Annotated in this window: 14 protein-coding genes; 7 read left to right on the top strand and 7 right to left on the bottom strand. The window is 72.4% G+C overall.

Going from position 1 to position 16,693, the window contains the following annotated elements:
* Positions 1-936 carry a 2-hydroxyacid dehydrogenase gene (locus KVF89_RS24420; RefSeq protein WP_257429405.1) on the top strand — a complete coding sequence of 312 codons (936 nt, stop codon included), beginning with the start codon at positions 1-3 and terminating at the stop codon, positions 934-936.
* Here KVF89_RS24420 and KVF89_RS24415 read toward each other — a convergent pair.
* The 4 genes from KVF89_RS24415 to KVF89_RS24400 form a co-directional block, all read right to left on the bottom strand.
* Positions 930-1,295 (bottom strand): DsrE family protein, encoded by a 366-nt coding sequence (locus KVF89_RS24415; protein WP_257429403.1) that lies wholly within the window; start codon positions 1,293-1,295, stop codon positions 930-932. The genes KVF89_RS24420 and KVF89_RS24415 overlap by 7 nt on opposite strands.
* Before the next feature lie 139 nt (positions 1,296-1,434).
* A complete protein-coding gene (locus tag KVF89_RS24410) occupies positions 1,435-2,493 on the bottom strand; it encodes an alpha/beta fold hydrolase (protein ID WP_257429402.1) in 1,059 nt (352 codons plus the stop codon).
* Between the two features lie 234 nt (positions 2,494-2,727).
* Positions 2,728-4,365, bottom strand: a complete 1,638-nt coding sequence (pruA, locus tag KVF89_RS24405) for an L-glutamate gamma-semialdehyde dehydrogenase (RefSeq protein WP_257429400.1) — start codon at positions 4,363-4,365, stop codon at positions 2,728-2,730.
* A 26-nt stretch (positions 4,366-4,391) separates the two neighbouring features.
* On the bottom strand, positions 4,392-5,339 hold the full coding sequence (locus tag KVF89_RS24400) for a proline dehydrogenase family protein (protein WP_257429398.1): 948 nt from the start codon (positions 5,337-5,339) through the stop codon (positions 4,392-4,394).
* Positions 5,340-5,421: 82 nt separating this feature from the next.
* Here KVF89_RS24400 and KVF89_RS24395 point away from each other — a divergent pair, with 82 nt between their 5' ends.
* The 5 genes from KVF89_RS24395 (at position 5,422) to KVF89_RS24375 (ending at position 11,287) form a co-directional block, all read left to right on the top strand.
* Positions 5,422-6,564, top strand: a complete 1,143-nt coding sequence (locus KVF89_RS24395) for a PucR family transcriptional regulator (RefSeq protein ID WP_257429396.1) — start codon at positions 5,422-5,424, stop codon at positions 6,562-6,564.
* A 204-nt stretch (positions 6,565-6,768) separates the two neighbouring features.
* On the top strand, positions 6,769-7,209 hold the full coding sequence (locus KVF89_RS24390; RefSeq protein WP_257429394.1) for an HNH endonuclease: 441 nt from the start codon (positions 6,769-6,771) through the stop codon (positions 7,207-7,209).
* 102 nt (positions 7,210-7,311) lie between these two features.
* Positions 7,312-7,878, top strand: coding sequence for a HutD/Ves family protein (locus KVF89_RS24385; protein WP_257429393.1), 567 nt, complete (start codon positions 7,312-7,314; stop codon positions 7,876-7,878).
* A 93-nt stretch (positions 7,879-7,971) separates the two neighbouring features.
* Positions 7,972-9,597 carry a GMC oxidoreductase gene (locus KVF89_RS24380; protein WP_257429391.1) on the top strand — a complete coding sequence of 542 codons (1,626 nt, stop codon included), beginning with the start codon at positions 7,972-7,974 and terminating at the stop codon, positions 9,595-9,597.
* A 127-nt stretch (positions 9,598-9,724) separates the two neighbouring features.
* The gene (locus KVF89_RS24375; RefSeq protein ID WP_257429390.1) at positions 9,725-11,287 is read left to right on the top strand and encodes a non-homologous end-joining DNA ligase LigD; all 1,563 of its coding nucleotides are present in this window, start codon (positions 9,725-9,727) and stop codon (positions 11,285-11,287) included.
* 31 nt (positions 11,288-11,318) lie between these two features.
* Here KVF89_RS24375 and KVF89_RS24370 read toward each other — a convergent pair whose 3' ends face one another.
* Both KVF89_RS24370 and KVF89_RS24365 read right to left on the bottom strand, forming a co-directional pair.
* Positions 11,319-13,832, bottom strand: coding sequence for a polynucleotide kinase-phosphatase (locus tag KVF89_RS24370; RefSeq protein WP_257429388.1), 2,514 nt, complete (start codon positions 13,830-13,832; stop codon positions 11,319-11,321).
* Positions 13,825-15,243, bottom strand: coding sequence for a 3' terminal RNA ribose 2'-O-methyltransferase Hen1 (locus tag KVF89_RS24365; protein WP_257429386.1), 1,419 nt, complete (start codon positions 15,241-15,243; stop codon positions 13,825-13,827). The genes KVF89_RS24370 and KVF89_RS24365 overlap by 8 nt, the downstream gene beginning before the upstream one ends.
* Before the next feature lie 93 nt (positions 15,244-15,336).
* Here KVF89_RS24365 and KVF89_RS24360 point away from each other — a divergent pair, with 93 nt between their 5' ends.
* Complete coding sequence (locus tag KVF89_RS24360) at positions 15,337-15,948, top strand: DUF2238 domain-containing protein (RefSeq protein WP_257429384.1); 612 nt, start codon at positions 15,337-15,339, stop codon at positions 15,946-15,948.
* 42 nt (positions 15,949-15,990) lie between these two features.
* Here the strand turns inward: KVF89_RS24360 and KVF89_RS24355 are convergent, their stop codons facing one another.
* Positions 15,991-16,650 carry a phosphatase PAP2 family protein gene (locus KVF89_RS24355; protein ID WP_273475298.1) on the bottom strand — a complete coding sequence of 220 codons (660 nt, stop codon included), beginning with the start codon at positions 16,648-16,650 and terminating at the stop codon, positions 15,991-15,993.
* Between the last annotated feature and the right edge of the window lie 43 nt (positions 16,651-16,693).

Below are 16,693 nucleotides of genomic sequence, written 5' to 3'. Positions count from 1 at the left end.
GTGACCCACAGCGGCAGCGTCCTTCGTGTCCCACCCCTGAGCCCCCAGCTCCACGACGCCGTCGGCGAGCGGTACGACGCCGTGGACCCCGCCGATCTCGATACCCGCGGCGGCGATGTCGTCGCCATCGTGTGCAGCAATGCCAGCCCCGTGGACGCCGACCTGATCGCCGCCCTCCCCCGGCTGGGCGTGATCGCCAACCACGGCGTCGGCTACGACAACATCGACGTGCCCGCCGCGCTGGCCCGCGGGATCGCGGTCAGCCACACGCCCGGCGTCCTCGACGACGCGGTCGCCGAGACCGCACTGGCCCTGCTGCTCGCCGTACGACGCCAGGTGGTCGCCGCCGACCGCTTCGTCCGCGACGGCCGGTGGCTGGACGGCAGCTTCCCCCTCACCGACCAGGTCGCGGGCAGCCTGGTGGGCATCATCGGCCTGGGCCGGATCGGCCAGGCCGTCGCCACCCGGCTCGAGGCCCTCGGCTGCACCGTGAGCTATCACAACCGGCACCGGCTGGCGGACGTCCCGTACGACTACGCCGCCTCCCCCGCCGAGCTGGCCGCGGCCGCCGACAGCCTGGTCGTGGTCGTCCCGGGCGGCGACGACACCACCGCGCTGATCGACCGTGCGGTGCTCGACGCCCTCGGCCCGGACGGCGTGCTGGTCAACATCGCCCGCGGCTCGGTCGTCGACCAGCCCGCGCTCGTCGCCGCCCTCCAGGACGGTCGGCTGGGCGGCGCCGGGCTCGACGTCTACGCCGACGAGCCGAGGGTGCCCGAGGAGCTGACCACGATGGACAACGTGGTGCTCCTCCCCCACGTCGCCTCCGGCACCCACGTCACCCGGGCGGCGATGCGCGCCCTCACCCTCGACAACCTCGCCTCCTGGCTGGCCGACGGCACCCTGCGCACGCCGATCCCGGAGCTGGCTCAGTAGCTGAACGAGGTCGCGCCCTCGTCGCCGATCCACTGCCACATCGGGATCGTGCCGCCGATCTCCGCGCCCTTGATCAGGCGCTCCGGGTCGAGCGCCTTCGCGTTGAAGCACAGCGGACAGACCAGGTAGGTGCCGCCGGCGGCAAGGAAGCGCTCCAGCAGCTCGGGCAGCGACGGGCAGCCCTCGCAGGAGCGGCCGACCGCGACGCCGGGCACGGCGAGCCGGACCGCCTCCTTCGTCAGGAACATCAGGGTCGGACGACCCTGCTCGGCCGCGCCCAGCGCGACCAGGAACGCCACCGTGACCCGCTCGGGGTCCTCCAGCCCGGTGGCCAGGCTGACCACTGCCTTGTTCGACATCGTCGTCTCCTTCGTCGGTACGGCGGGTGTTCGCCGATGGGTCCGACGCTAGGAACCCTGGCCCCCGCGGGCATCGGTGCCGACGCGCACTCGTCGACCCGCCACGGCCCCCGCCGGGCGGTGCACGCGTACGCGTGGATCAGCCGCGCGGGTCGACGCCGAGCACGCGACAGACGGCGGCCGCGCGCGCCGTACGCCCGGACAGGCCGAGCTTGAGGTAGACGTTCTGGAAGTGCCGCTCGACGGTGCGCACGCTCAGGGTCAGCCGGTCCGCGATCGCGGTGTTGTCGAGCCCCTCGGCGGCCAGCAGCAGGAGCTCGCGCTCGCGGGCGGAGAGGTGGTCGACCGGTACGACGACCCGGTCCGCCGCGAGGAAGGCGGTCACCTCGGCACGGAACACCGGCCAGGCCGGCTCGTCGGCGAGCAGCACGTGGTTGCGGGAGTCGAGCAGGACCAGCCGGGCGTCGGGGACGGCCGCCGCGAGCCGCGGGCCCCAGCCGGGAGCGACCCGGTCGCCCTCCGCGTGCAGCACCAGCGTCGGTGCGGAGATCGCGGGCAGCAGCCCGCGGACGTCGACCTCGTGCCGGGCGACCCGGCTGCACACGGCGTTCTCGGTGTTGGTCGAGGTCCGCTGCAGCTCGTCCATCCAGGCCATCTGCTCCTCGGTGGCGTCCGGGATGAAGGCGTTCGTGAACACCCGCCGGAACAGCGGGTCCGGCCGGGCCCAGCCGGCGCGGATCATCGCCTGGAAGGCCTCCTCGGCGGCCGCGTCCTCCTGCTGGATTCCGCCGCCGGCCATGCCGCCGTAGAGCACCAGCCGCGTCACCCGCTCCGGATGGGCATGTGCGTAGGCGACCGCGACCGGCGCCCCGCCGGACATCCCGAGCACCGCGAACCGGCCCAGACCGGCGGCCTCCACCAGCGCTTCGAGGTCGGCGAGCCGCCGCTCGAGGGAGAAGTCGGCGACCTCCCACTCCGAGAGCCCGAACCCGCGCTCGTCGTACCTCACCACGGTCGCGACCTCGCCGAGATCGTCCAGGAAGTGCCGCCACACCGGACTCTGCCAGTCGTGCTGCAGGTGACTGAGCCAGCAAGACACGATGAGCAACGGCGGACCCGACCCGTGGCGCGCCCACGCCAACCGCACACCGTCATCCGTGCGGCAGAAGCGGACCTCCTGGGTCACGGCGCTCGCCACATCGGCAGCGTACCCGTTGAGTCGCCCCATCTGACCGCTTGAGTCGTCGGATCTGACCCCTTGAGTCGTCGGATCTGACCGCTTGAGTCGTCGCTTCCTCGCGGCGGGTCGTGAGCCTCGGCGTTCGCCGCCGGCAACGACCGAAAGCGGCGACTGAAGCGGTCACAAGCGACGACTCACCGGGTCACAAGCGACGACTCACCGGGTCAGATGTGACGACTCAACCCCACCTGATCACCCCATGTGGGGGTAGCGGTGGTCCGTCGGCGGGACGAGGGTCTCCTTGATCGAGCGGGGCGAGGTCCAGCGCAGCAGGTTGAGCGCCGAGCCCGCCTTGTCGTTGGTGCCCGACGCGCGACCGCCGCCGAAGGGCTGCTGGCCCACGACCGCGCCAGTGGGCTTGTCGTTGACGTAGAAGTTGCCGGCCGCGAAGCGCAGGTGGTTGCTGGCCCAGTCGATGGCCGTGCGGTCGGTGGCGAGCACCGACCCGGTCAGGGCGTACGGCGCCGCGGACTCGGCCTGCTTCACCGTCTCCTCGAACGCGCCGGGGCGGCTGTCGTCGTACACGTGGACGACGAGGATCGGACCGAAGTACTCGGTGGAGAACATCTCGTCGGTGGGGTTCTCGGCGACCACGACGGTCGGGCGGACGAAGTACCCGACGCTGTCGTCGACCTCGCCACCGGCCACGATCTGCAGCCCCTCGGTGGCGCGAGCGCGCTCGATCGCCGCCTGGTGCTTGGCGAACGCGCGGGCGTCGATGACGGCGCCGGTGAAGTTGGCGAAGTCGGTCGGGTCGCCGACGGGCAGCGCGTCGGTCTGGGAGGCCAGGTCGGCGCCCATCCGGGCCCACAGCGACGCAGGGACGTAGGCGCGCGAGGCGGCCGAGCACTTCTGGCCGGAGTACTCGAAGGCGCCGCGGATCAACGCGGTGCGCAGCACGTCGGGGTCGGCCGAGGGGTGCGCGATGACGAAGTCCTTGCCGCCGGTCTCGCCGACCAGTCGCGGATAGGTCCGGTACGACGGCAGGTTCTCCCCGACTGTGCGCCACAGGTGCTGGAAGGTCGGCGTGGAGCCGGTGAAGTGGATGCCGGCCAGGTCGGGGTGCGCGAGCGCGACCTCGGACACCGCGAGCCCGTCGCCGGGGAGCATGTTGATGACGCCGGGCGGCATGCCCGCCTCCTCGAGCAGCTCCATGGTCAACGAGGCGGCGAGCTGCTGGGTGGGCGACGGCTTCCAGAGCACCGTATTGCCCATGAGGGCGGGCGCGGTCGGGAGGTTGCCGGCGATGGCGGTGAAGTTGAACGGCGTGATCGCGTAGACGAAGCCCTCGAGCGGGCGGTGGTCGGTGCGGTTCCAGATGCCGGGTGCGTTGGCGATCGGCTGCTCGGCGAGGATCTGCCGGGCGAAGTGCACGTTGAGGCGCCAGAAGTCGATCAGCTCGCACGCCGCGTCGATCTCGGCCTGGAACGAGGTCTTCGACTGGCCGAGCATCGTGGCGGCGTTGAGCCGCTGGCGCCAGGGACCGGCGAGCAGCTCGGCGGCGCGCAGGATGACCGCGGCGCGCTCGTCGAAGGGCAGGGCCTGCCAGCCGGGAGCCGCCTCGCGGGCCGCCGCGATGGCCGTCTTCGCGTCGTCGGCGGTGCTGTTGCGCAGGACGCCGAGGACCTTCTGGTGCGCGTGCGGCTGCACGACGGCGATCTCCTCGCCGCCGCCGGCGACCTTCTCGCCGCAGATGTGGGCGTCGAGCTGGCGGGTCGTGCCGCCGAGCGCGTCGAGCTGCACGACGAGCGCGTCGCGCTCCGCGCTGCCCGGCGCGTAGGTGAGGTTCGGCTCGTTGACCGGGGCCGGCGGGGTGGTGATGGCGTCCATGTCGGGTCCTCTCGGGGGGTAGGGGCTCAGCGGTGCGCGAGTGCGCGCAGGAAGAAGGCGACATTGGCGGGGCGCTCGGCCAGCCGCCGCATGAAGTACCCGTACCAGTCGGTGCCGAACGGGAGGTAGACACGCATCCGGTGCCCGCCGTCGACCATCCGCTGCTCGAGCTCGGGGCGCACGCCGTACAGCATCTGCGCCTCCCAGCGGTCCGCCCCGCGGCCGGCGCCGAGTGCCTGCGCCACCGCGCGGTCGAGCATCGCCGGGTCGTGGGTGGCGATCATCGGGTAGCAGTCGGAGGTCATCAGCGCGTCGATCGCGCGCTCGTAGGCGTGGTCGACCTCGGCCTTGCGCTGCAAGGCGACCGCCTCGGGTTCCCGGTAGGCGCCCTTGACCAGCCGGATCCGGGCACCGGATCCGTCGAGGTCCGCGATGTCGCCGGGGGTACGGCGGAGGTTGGTCTGCAGCACGTTGCCGACGAACGGGTACGACGCGCGCAGGGCGGTGCCGATCGCGAGCGTCGAGTCGACGGTGGTGTGGTCCTCCATGTCGAGGGTGACCGTGCAGCGGAGGGCGGCTGCCGCGGCGGCGATCTCGGCCGCGTGGTCGGTGGCGATCGTCGTGCCGCCGGGCAGGGCCTGGCCCATCGCGGAGAGCTTGAGCGAGACGTCGGCACCGGCGGCGCAGTCCGCCTCGGCGAGCGCGGCCAGCAGGGCGAGGTACGCGTCGCGCATCGCGCGGGCGCCGGCGAGGTCGAGGACGTCCTCGCCGAGCACGTCGATGGTGACCGTGCGGCCCGTGGCGATCAGGCGACGGGTCGCGTCGACGGCGTCGGCGGCGGTCTCGCCGGGCACGAACCTGTCGACGACCTTGCGGGTGAGGGGGAGGGACTCGACCGCGCGGCGGGCACGGGCGCTGCGCGAAGCGCGGTTCAGGGTGTGGCCCAAGGTGCGGGTGAGTGCCTGGTCGAGCATGTCTCCACGCTAGGAGCGTCACCGCTCACGGGAAACGGACATCTGTCACAGGATTTGCGGGCAATGATGAGACACTTGTCCGGTGAGCTCGCTCGACGACCTCGTGGAGGACATGGCCCGGCTGACCGACGCGCCGTGCACGCTCGAGGATCCGGACTTCCGGCTGATCGGCTTCTCCGACCACCGCGGCGACGACGTCATCGACTCGATCCGGCAACGCTCGATCCTGCAGCGACGCTCCACCGAGGACGTGCTCGTGTGGTTCCGCGGCCAGGGCATCGAGGACTCCCCCGGCCCGCTGCGCACCCCCGCCGACGAGGCGCTCGGGATCGTCGCCCGGCTCTGCGTCCCGGCCCGGCACCTGGACCGGGTGCACGGGTACTTCTGGCTCATCGACCCGGACGGCCGGATCGCCGAGTCGACCTGGCCGGAGGCGATCCGGATCGCCGAGTCGGCGGCGCTGCTCCTCAACGTGGCCGAGCGCCGCCAGGCCCACCGCGACGCCCTCTTCCGCGAGCTGGTCGAGGGCGGCCGGCTCGCGGCCCGGGAGTCGGCGGCCGACCTCGCCCAGGCCGGCGGCCTCGACCTGCACGAGCCCGTCACCTGCGTGCTGCTCGAGCGCCCCGAGCTGCTCGACCAGGTCGCGAGCCGTCCCTCGCGCCCCGGCGTGGTGTGGGTCCGCTCCAGCCCGGGCGTGGCCTGCGCCGTCACCCGCGCCTCGCTCGTCGAGCCCGCCGCCGGCCTCACCGACCTGCTCGGCGCCCTCGGCCTCGGCCGCCGCGTCGACAGCCTGGACCGGGTCACCCGCGCCGCGACCGGACCCACCGTGGCCGGCATCGACGCGCTGGCCGCCGCCCACCGCGGCGCCCGGGTCGGCCTGCGCGTCGCCCGCACCGCCGAGCCCGGGACCGTCGTGCGCTGGGAGTCCCTCGGCCCACTCGCCCTGCTCGGCGTGACCCGCGACGACGACCTCGCAGCGGCCGTCATCGACCCGCAGGTGCGGGCCTTCCTCACCACGGCCACCCCCGACGTCCTCCACACGGCGCGGGTCTGGCTCGACGAGGCCGGCAGCGCCTCGCGTACGGCGACGCTGCTCGCCGTCCATCGCCAGACCGTGTACCACCGCCTCGGTCAGGTGGAGCGGGCCACGGGCTACGACCTGTCCCGCGGCACCCACCGGCTCCGCTTGCATCTCGCCCTGGAGCTCGCGCCGTTCCTCCCCTGAGGGTGCGCCCGGTGCGGCCTTCCCGGGCACGCCGGGAATGGGGAAACCGGTGGAGACGGAGCGCGCGCCGACGTACATTCGATCGTCGGACCTCGCGCAGAGGTCTTCTGTCCTTCATGCCTTCGTGGCCGAACGGAAATGCGGACCTTGTAGATATCCGACAGGCGCCGCACGACGAAGCGACCGGAGGAGGTGACAGCGGCCATGACGACCGTGACGCTGCTCAACGCCTCCTACGAGCCCCTCGGGACCGTCACCTTCCAGCACGCCGTGCGGATGCTGTTCCGCGAGGTCGCCACCGTCGAGGAGGCGCACGACGACCGGATGATCGGGCCGCACCCCTGGCCCCGGGTGATCCGGCTGGTCCGCTATGTCGCGGCGAAGTGGATGTACCGCCCGGCGGCGTACTCCCGGACCAACGTGCTCAAGCGGGACCGCCACCGCTGCGCCTACTGCGGCCGGCACGCCTCGACCATCGACCACCTGCTCCCGCAGAGCCGCGGCGGCGGTTGGACCTGGCTCAACACGGTCGCCGCATGCGGCCCGTGCAACGGCCGCAAGGCCAACCGGACGCCGCGCGAGGCCGGGATGCGCCTGCTCGCCGCGCCGTTCGTCCCGACCCGGGCACAGCTGGCCATCGCCTGACCCACGCCCTCGGGCCGGCGATCCCGCCGATGTCTGGGATGCCAGACGCTCTGGTCCCGTCCGGTGTTCCGCCGGCGTCCGCGATCGGGTGCACTGGACACGATGACCACCACGAGCACGACGATCACGCGCGCCGGCGACCTGCGGCGGGTCCCGTGGCGCAACGGGCAGGGCATGACCACCGAGATCGCCCTCGGCGGGGATCCCGACGACTTCGGCTGGCGGGTGAGCCTCGCCGAGGTCGCGCGCAGCGGCGACTTCTCGCCGTTCCCGGGCATCGACCGGATCATCGTGCTCATCGAGGGCGCCGCGATGACGCTGCACCTGCCCGGCCACACGCAGGTCCTGCGGCCCGACGAGCCGTTCGGCTTCGACGGCGGCGTGCCGGTGCGGTGCACCGTCGAGCAGCCGACCCGCGACCTCAACGTGATGACCCGCCGGGGCGTCGCGCGGGCCACGCTGGACGTGCGGGTCCTCGCCGAGGATGCGCCGCCGGTCGTCGTACCTGCCTCGGGGACGGTGGTGCTCGTGGTCCTCGACGGCACCGTCCGGCTGGCTCCGGGCACGACGCTGGAGACCGGAGACGTCGCGGTCGGCGACGAGCCGGTCGTGCTCAGCGGCGTCGCCCGCGTGGCCGTCGCGCGGATCGAATCGGCCGAGGCGGGATGAGCCGTCCGCAGACTACCCGCCAGTAGGTAGTGACGAATCCTCTCCACAACCGGTAGAACACGTTCTTATTCCACTTGTTGTGATGGAGGTCACATGCCTTACACCCCCCGCCCCACGTCGTCTCGGCTCACCCGACGTGGATTCATCGCCGGCACCGGAGCGGCGCTCGGCGCCGCCTCGCTCGGCGTGCCGGCACTGTCGAGTCCCGCCTCCGCCGCCATCGGCAACGGCGCCCAGGTCCCCGTGCTCGTCATCGGCACGGGGTACGGCGGCGCGGTGGCCGCCCTCCGCCTCGCCCAGGCCGGCGTACCGGTCGAGATGATCGAGATGGGCATGTCGTGGGACACCCCCGGCTCCGACGGCAAGATCTTCCCCAAGGTCACCTCGCCCGACAAGCGCGCCTACTGGCTGCGCACCAAGACCAAGGCGCCGGTGAGCAACTTCTTCGGCTTCCCCATCGACGCCACCATCCCCAAGTACACCGGCATCCTCGACGCCGAGGAGTTCGCGGGCATCACCGTCTACCAGGGCCGCGGCGTGGGCGGCGGCTCGCTGGTCAACGGCGGCATGGCGGTCACACCGAAGCAGTCGCGGTTCAGCTCGATCCTGCCCTCCGTCGACGTCGCGGAGATGTACGGCACCTACTACCCCCGCGCCAATGCCGGCCTCGGTGTCGGCTCGATCGACCCGGCCTGGTTCGAGACGGCCGAGTGCTACAAGTACGCCCGCGTCGGCCGCAAGCACGCGCAGCGCTCCGGCTTCGCCTGGACGTTCGTGCCGGACGTCTACGACTGGAACTACATGAAGGCCGAGCAGGCCGGCACCGTCACCCGCTCGGCCCTCGACGGCCAGGTCATGTACGGCAACGACCACGGCAAGAAGTCGCTCGTGCAGACCTACCTCGCCCAGGCGCTCGCGACCGGGCGGGTCAACGTCTCGCCGCTGCACCGGGTCACCTCAGTCGGCCCGGTCCCCGGCGGAGGCGGCTACACGGTCTCGATCGAGCAGCTCGACACCGCCGGCAACGTGGTCGGCACCAAGTCGGTCACCGCCGCCAAGGTCTTCTTCGCCGCCGGCAGCGTCGGCACCAGCAAGCTGCTGACCAAGCTCAAGGCGACCGGCGTCCTGCCCGCGCTCAACAACGAGATCGGCAAGGGCTGGGGCGACAACGGCAACGTCATGTGCGGCCGGGCCAACCACATGTGGGACCCGACCGGATCGCTGCAGTCGACGATCCCCTGCTCGGGCATCGACAACTGGGACGCCGGCGGCGCGTTCGCCGAGGTCGCGCCCCTGCCCACCGGCATCGAGACCTATGCCTCGCTCTACCTGTCGATCACCAACACGACCCGGCGCGCGGAGTTCTCGTGGAACGCCGCCGCCAACAAGGTCGACCTGTCCTGGCAGACCGCCTGGAAGCAGGACTCCATCAACATGGCCAAGACGATCTTCGACAAGATCAACAGCAAGGAGGGGACGATCTACCGCACCGACCTCTTCGGCGTCTACAAGGTCTGGCAGGACGGCCTCACCTACCACCCCCTGGGCGGCGCGGTGCTCAACAAGGCAACTGACAACCACGGGCGCCTGCACGGGTACGACGGGCTGTACGTCATCGACGGCGCCCTCATCCCCGGCAACACCACGGTGAACCCGTTCGTCACGATCACCGCGTTGGCCGAGCGCAACATCGACCACATCCTGGCCAACGACATCTGAGCCGGCCGACACGTGTAACTACCTGTTGTTGCCACTACCGCCCCGGTCTACGGGCCCGGTAGGGGCAACAACAGATAGTTACAGCCGCCTCCCGCATGGCCGGACCGGTCGCGGGCACCGATGGCCCATGGGCGACCTGCTGGCGACCTACCGACGCAAGCGCGACTTCACGCGGACCTCGGAGCCGGCCGGCGCGCCGCCGCCATCCGGCGGCGCCCGGTTCGTCGTTCAGCGTCATCGCGCGAGCCGGCTGCACTACGACCTGCGCTTCGAGATCGACGGCGTCCTGGTCAGCTGGGCGGTGCCGAAGGGGCCGACGCTCGACCCGGGCGTCCGGCGGCTCGCGATGCATGTCGAGGACCACCCGGTCGAGTACCTCCACTTCGAGGGCGTCATCCCCTCCGGGCAGTACGGCGGGGGCGACGTGATCGTGTGGGACACCGGGACGTGGGAGCCGGTGAAGACCGAGGACCCGCGCGCCGCCGTACGTGACGGGGAGCTGCGCGCGGAGGTGCACGGACAGAAGCTGCATGGCCGCCTCGTGCTGGTCCGGACCGGCACCGATGGGGACCGCGAGCGGTGGATGCTCCTGCACAAGCACGACGCGCACGCGGTCGACGGCTGGGACCCCGAGGACCATCCGCGCTCGGTGCTGACCGGTCGCACCAACGACGACGTCGCCGCGGACCCGGACCGCCGGTGGCGGTCGGGGGCCCCTGCCGCCGAGGCCGAGGAGGCGCTGCTGCCGGAGCCGCTCCCGGACGAGACCCTCGACGAGCTCGCCTCACTCGACCGGGAGGGCACCTGGGAGGTGTTCGGCCGGCGGCTGAGGCTCACCCACCTCGACAAGGTGCTCTTCCCCGGCGAGCCGCCGGTCACCAAGCGGGAGCTCCTCGCCTACACCGCTCGGATCGCGCCGGTCGCGCTCCCCTACCTGGCGGGGCGTCCTCTCAACCTGCACCGCTACCCCGACGGCGCCACCGGCAAGGGCTTCTGGCACCGGCAGCGCCCCGAGCACGCCCCCGCCTGGCTCGGCGCCTGGGACAACCCGGCAGCCGATCCGGACGAGACCACGACGTACGTCGTCGCCGACGAGCCGGCGGCACTGGTCTGGGCCGCGAGCTTCGGCGCCCTCGAGTGGCACCCGTGGACCTCCCGGGCCGAGGCACCGGACGAGCCGACGTACGCCCTGGTCGACATCGACCCCGGGGAGCGCACGACCTGGGAGGAGGTGCTCACCCTGGCGCGGCTGCACCGCACCGCACTCGACCACCTCGGCGTGACGGCACGGCCCAAGGTGACCGGACGGTCCGGCATCCAGATCTGGATCCCGGTCGCGCCGGGCTCCACCTTCACCGACACCCGCGCGTGGGTGGAGCGGCTCTCCCGCACCGTCGGCAAGGTGGTGCCCGACCTGGTGAGCTGGAAGTGGGAGGTCCGCGCCCGCGGCGGACGGGCCCGGCTGGACTACACCCAGAACGCCGTCAACAAGACCCTGGTGGCGCCGTACTCCCCGCGCGCCGCGGCCGGCGCACCGGTCTCGGTGCCGATCGGCTGGGGCGAGCTGGACGATCCCGGGCTGCGCCCCGATCGCTGGACGATCCGGACCGTGCTGGACCGGCTGGCCGAGCGCGGCGACCCGTTCCGCACGCTGCTCGGCGCGGCGCAGGAGCTGCCCACGATCAGCTGATCGAGACGGCGAGGTGACGTGCCGGCCGCCGTCACAGCCGGGGGTCGACCGGCTCCGACTCCAGCGCCAGCACGGCGAACACCGCCTGGTGCACCTTCCACAGCGGCTCGTTGCCGACGAACGCCGTGAGTGCGTCGAGGCCGAGTCCGTGCTCCCGCAGCGCGAGCTGCCGCTTCTTGCCGAGGTGCCGCTGGCGCAGCAGGTCGAGGGAGTCGGTGTAGTCGGGGCCGTAGATGATCCGCAGGTACTCCCGGCCGCGGACCTTCAGGCCCGGCTGCACCCGACTGTCGACGAGATGGGCCGGCTTCACGACCATGCCCTCACCGCCCGCGGCGGTGAGATCGAGCCACCACCGGGTGGCCGCCTCCCGGTCGGCCGGCGAGGAGAGGTCGACGACGCGGTGCCGGGTCGGCGTGATCAGGTCACCCTCCAGCGCGGCAAGCCGGTCGAGATGCCAGGTGTGCGGCTCGGTGTGCGCGAGCGCGCGCCCCTCGGCAGCCAGCACCTGGAACGGCGCGACGGTGACGCCGTCGAGGCCGTCGGCCGGTCGGCAGTACGACGCATAGGCGTCGCGGAACGCCGCCGCGTTGACCTGTCGTCGCTGCACGCGCTCGGCCAGTGCCGCGACCTCGAGCCCCCGGGCCGCGGCGCGGGCGAGCACGTCCGCGGCCGCCGGGAGCACCTCGCGGGCGGCGGCACCCACGGCGGCGTACTGGTCCTTGATCAGCTCCAGTGCCTTGGCCGACCAGGGCAGCAGCTCGCAGTCGAGCGCCAGCCAGTCGGTGTCGAGCGACGCGAACAGCGGCGCCGCGGCCTCCCGGAGCCTGGCGACCAGCTCGTCGGCCACGGCGGCGTCGGCGAAGAACGGCCGGCCGGTGCGGGTGTGGACGACCCCCGAGGAGCCGTCGCCGATGCCGAACCGGCGCGCGGCCACGGCAGGGTCGCACGCCAGGACCGCGATCGCCCGCGAGCCCATGTGCTTCTCCTCGCACACGACGTGGGTGACCCCCCACCCGGCGTACTCGTCGAACGCCTGGGCGGGGTGCTCCAAGAAGCCCTCCTCCCGCGAGGTGGCCACCGGCGACATCGTCGGTGGCAGGTAGACCAGCCAGCGCGGGTCGACCGCGAACCGGCTCATCACCTCCAGCGCGGCCGCGGCGTTCTCCTCGGGCACCTTGACCTTGCCGGCGTGCGGCGACTCGATCCAGCGCGTGCCGGCGACGTCGTCGATGGCGAGGACCGACGGCTCCCGGTCGCCGGCGGCGGGCGCCAGCGGCCGGACCGGCTCGTACCACTGCTGCTCGGCCGGCACGGACACGAGCTCCCGCTCGGGGTAGCGCAGCGCGGTGAGGGCGCCGCCGAAGACGACGCCGGTGTCGAGGCAGATGGTGTTGTTGACCCACACCGACGCAGGGACCGGGGTGTGGCCGTAGACGACCATCGCGTCGCCGCGGTACTCCGTGGCCCACGGGTAGCGCACCGGCAGGCCGTACTCGTCGGTCTCGCCGGTGGTGTCGCCGTAGAGCGCGAACGCCCGCACGCGTCCCGACGCCCGGCCGTGGTACGCCTCCTTCAGCCCGGCATGGGCGACGACGAGGCGGCCGTCATCGAGGACGTAGTGGCTGACCAGGCCGTCCATGAACGACAGCGCCCGCGCCCGGAACTCGTCGGGCTCCCGCGCGAGCTGCTCGAGGGACTCGGCCAGTCCGTGCGTCACCTTCACGTCGGCGCCCTTGAGGGCACGGACCAGCTTGGCCTCGTGGTTGCCCGAGACGCACAGGGCGGTCCCGGCGGCGACCATCCCCATCACCAGCCGCAGTACGCCCGGCGTGTCCGGTCCCCGGTCGACGAGGTCGCCGACGAACAACGCCTGCCGGCCCTCGGGGTGGGTCGCTCCCGTCGCGGCGCCCGTGGCGTCGTACGAGAGCTGCCAGCCGAGATCGCCCAGCAGGGTCCGCAGCTCCGACGCACAGCCGTGCACGTCGCCGATGAGGTCGAACGGTCCGGACACGTCGCGGCGGTCGTTCCACGAGCGCTCCCGGACGATCGTCGTCGCGGCGACCTCCTCGGTGCCGCGCAGCACGTGGACGCGGCGGAAGCCCTCCTTGCGGAGCCGGCCCAGCGACCGCTTGAGGTCGCGGTGCTGGCGCGTGACGACGTGCTTGCCGAAGGTGCGGTCGGGCCGGCTCTCGTTGCACTCGACCGCGAGGGCCTCGGGCACGTCGAGCACGATCGCGTCGACCATCACGTCGTGGCTCTTCGCGAGCCGGACCAGCGAGGCCCGCGCCGCCTGCTGGACGTTGGTCGCGTCGACGACGGTGAGCAGGCCACGGCGCAGTCGCGTGCCGACGATGTAGTGGAGCACGTCGAACGCGTCGGGCGTCGCCGCCTGGTCGTTCTCGTCATCGGCGACCAGCCCGCGGCAGAAGTCGCTGGACACGACCTCCGTCGGCCTGAAGTGCGCCCGGGCGAAGGTCGACTTGCCACTGCCGGACACACCGACGAGCACGACCAGGCCCATCGCGGGGATGCTGAGCTCAGGCATCGGTCGCCTCCTTCCTCGTGAAGACCGCCAGCTGGGTGGGGGTTCCGTGGGTCTCGTCCGATTCGCCGACGCCTCGGCGCTCGACGTCGTAGCCGTACGTCGCCGCGACCCGCTCGCACCATGCGGCGAACTCCGGGCGGTCCCACTCGAAGCGGTGGTCCGGGTGCCGCCTGCCCCGCAGCCCCTCGTAGAGGACGTTGTACTCGCGGTTCGGCGTCGTCACGACGACCGCCCCGGGCCGCGCGGCGCCGAACACCACCCTCTCGAGCGCGTCGAGCCGGGGGGCGTCGACGTGCTCGACGACCTCCATCAGCACCGCGGCGTCGTACCCGCCGAAGCGGGGGTCCTCGTAGGTGAGGGCGCCCTGGAAGAGCTCCAGCCGGTCGGCCTGCCGCTCGGTCATCCGGTCGACCTGCAGCCGGCGGACGGCCTGCTGGAGGGCGCGGGTGGACACGTCGCAGCCCGCGACCCGGTCGATGCCGGGCACCTTCAGCAGTCGCCCGAGGAGCTGGCCCGGCCCGCAGCCGAGGTCGATCACCGATCGCGCGCCGAGCTCGGCCAGCACCCGCAGGACCGCCTCGTGGCGCTGGGCGTTGAGGGGCAGCCGCCTCTCCTCGGATGGGCGGACCTCCTCCTCCGCGGGCGCGTCGGTCGCCTCGTCGACCGCGGCGTCGCGGTCGTCGAGCTCGGCCAGCCGAGCGAGCGCGACCCGGGTGAGGCCGCCCCGGCGACCGAGATAGCGCCGGGTGATCAGGGTGCGGTCGGGGTGGCCCGCGAGCCAGTCGCCGCCGGAGCGGAGCAGCTTGTCCACCTCGTCCGGTCCCTGCCAGTAGTGCTTGGACTCGTCGAGCACGGGCAGCAGCACGTGCAGCTGCGTCAGCGCATCGGCCAGGCGCACCTGTCCGGTGAGCACCAGCTGCACGTAGCGTGCGTCGCCCCACTCCGGGAATCCCTCGTCGAGCGCGATCGGCTCTGCCACCACGGACCACCCGAGCGGCTCGAACAGCCGACGCGCGATCTCCGGGCCGCCCCGGCAGGGCAGCACCGGGATCGCGATCTCCAGTGGGAGCGTCTGCTCCACCAGGTCGGGGCGAGCCTTGCAGACGCCGCTGCGCGCCGTGCTGAACACACCGGCCAGGGCGACGCCGAGCAGCGAGGAGGCGGCGTACGAACGGTCGTTGACGTACTGCGCCAGGCTGAAGTCGGGCGTGCTCCGGCCCAGCCGGCGGGCGAGCCGCACCGGGTCCACCTCCAGCAGCAGCGCCGCCGTGCACCGCTCCTCCCCCGCCTCCGGGTAGAGCACGGTCGCGGTCCCGAACGACTGCGGGAACTCCTGGACCCGGTCGGGGTGCTTGTGCAGGAGGTAGCCCAGGTCCGTCGCGGGACGATGGGTGGTCGAGATGGTCAGCACCCCGCCATCCTCCCCGCCGCCGCAACGGGTTTACCGCTCGCCCGCATAGCCCCTCTGGCGACGGGTACTCCCCACGCACAGCAAGGGGGCAGGATGGGCCGACGTGCGTGGCTTCCCATCGCCGTCTGGCTGCTGACGACGGTGCAGCTGGTCGCTGCCGTGCTCGGCCCGGACCTCTCCCAGTTCGAGGGCAAGGCATTCGGCTGGCGGTTGGCGACGTTCGCTCCAGGCATGGCCGTCGTTCCGGCGGTGTGGTGGTTCTGGAACCGAGACAAGGACCGCGATCCGCCGTACGGCGCCTTCGCCCTGGTGATGGCCCCGTTCCTGTTCGACGTCACCGGCAACACCCTCGATCTCTACGACACCGTCGATGTCTTCGACGACGTTGCGCACGTGGTGACCTGGTTCCTCCTGTGCACCGGCCTGGGACTGATCGTGACCGCGGGCCTGGAGCAGCGATGGGTGGTCGCGACGCTGGTCGCCGGCATCGGTGCCCTGCTGGCGATCGGCTACGAGCTGGCGGAGTGGTACACCTTCATCCGGCACGGCACCAACGACGACCCGCCCTACGAGGACACCCTGGCGGACCTGGCCCTCGGCGTGCTCGGTGCCCTCGGCGCGGCGGCGGTCGTGGTGTGGCGGCCTCGGCCGAGACATGGTCAGAGTCGGTCTCGGCGTGACTCCCGGCCGTTCTCGGCAGGTTGATGGAGGGCGATCGAATCCGACGATCGGGACGACTCGATTCGCTCAGCCGCCCTTCCCTCCTGACGACGGAACCGCGCACTGTCGGCGCGACACACCCCACCAGCCCAGCACAAGACCGAAAGCCGCCGGGATGGCGAGTCCGAGCAATGCCCCTGCGGCGACGTCGTGGACGTAGTGCACGCCCTGCGCGACCCGGCCGACGGCGACCACGACGGCGAGCGCCACGACGGCCCATGCCGCCCAGCGCCGAGGAGTCGCGATCACGATGACGAGCACCGCTCCGAACGCGAGCGTGGCGTGGTTCGACGGGAACGACCAGTCCCCGGCGGGCGGACACTCACCCGCGAACGTCCACCGCGCACAGGGGCGCGTTTGGGAGAACACGTCCTTCAGCAGCTCGCTGACCCCGTAGGCGACGACCACTCCCACGGACGCCGCGACGGCGGGAGCGAGCCGGCGGGGCCAGAGCCGTCGGGCGAGGACCAGCGCGGCGAGCGTCGCGACAGCCAGGACGACGAGTCCCACCTCCGAGATCAGGTCGATGCCCGGCGCACCCGCCGTCGCCGTCGCCAGCGCCCTCGTCACGACGACGCTGAGGCTTCCCGGAAACGGGACAAGCAACGCGGCAAGGGCGACGGTCGCGATGCCGAGCACGAGCGTCCAGCGGCCAGGTGCTTCACCAGCGGTTCCCTCGATACGCACCGCACCCACGCTACGAGCGGCCGGGTGCCGGCACATCAGACGC

Source organism: Nocardioides carbamazepini, from assembly GCF_024614185.1.
GTDB classification, from domain to species: Bacteria; Actinomycetota; Actinomycetes; order Propionibacteriales; family Nocardioidaceae; genus Nocardioides; species Nocardioides carbamazepini.
Note: the sequence above shows the minus strand (reverse complement) of the source record. Positions and strands in the feature narration are given on the sequence as shown.

Coding starts and splice junctions, on each gene's coding strand:
- KVF89_RS24415 (WP_257429403.1), bottom strand. CDS start 1,295: ATGTCGAACAAGGCAGTGGTCAGCCTGGCCACCGGGCTGGAGGACCCC.
- pruA (WP_257429400.1), bottom strand. CDS start 4,365: ATGGACGCCATCACCACCCCGCCGGCCCCGGTCAACGAGCCGAACCTC.
- KVF89_RS24400 (WP_257429398.1), bottom strand. CDS start 5,339: ATGCTCGACCAGGCACTCACCCGCACCTTGGGCCACACCCTGAACCGC.
- KVF89_RS24390 (WP_257429394.1), top strand. CDS start 6,769: ATGACGACCGTGACGCTGCTCAACGCCTCCTACGAGCCCCTCGGGACC.
- KVF89_RS24385 (WP_257429393.1), top strand. CDS start 7,312: ATGACCACCACGAGCACGACGATCACGCGCGCCGGCGACCTGCGGCGG.
- KVF89_RS24380 (WP_257429391.1), top strand. CDS start 7,972: ATGCCTTACACCCCCCGCCCCACGTCGTCTCGGCTCACCCGACGTGGA.
- KVF89_RS24375 (WP_257429390.1), top strand. CDS start 9,725: ATGGGCGACCTGCTGGCGACCTACCGACGCAAGCGCGACTTCACGCGG.
- KVF89_RS24370 (WP_257429388.1), bottom strand. CDS start 13,832: ATGCCTGAGCTCAGCATCCCCGCGATGGGCCTGGTCGTGCTCGTCGGT.
- KVF89_RS24360 (WP_257429384.1), top strand. CDS start 15,337: ATGGGCCGACGTGCGTGGCTTCCCATCGCCGTCTGGCTGCTGACGACG.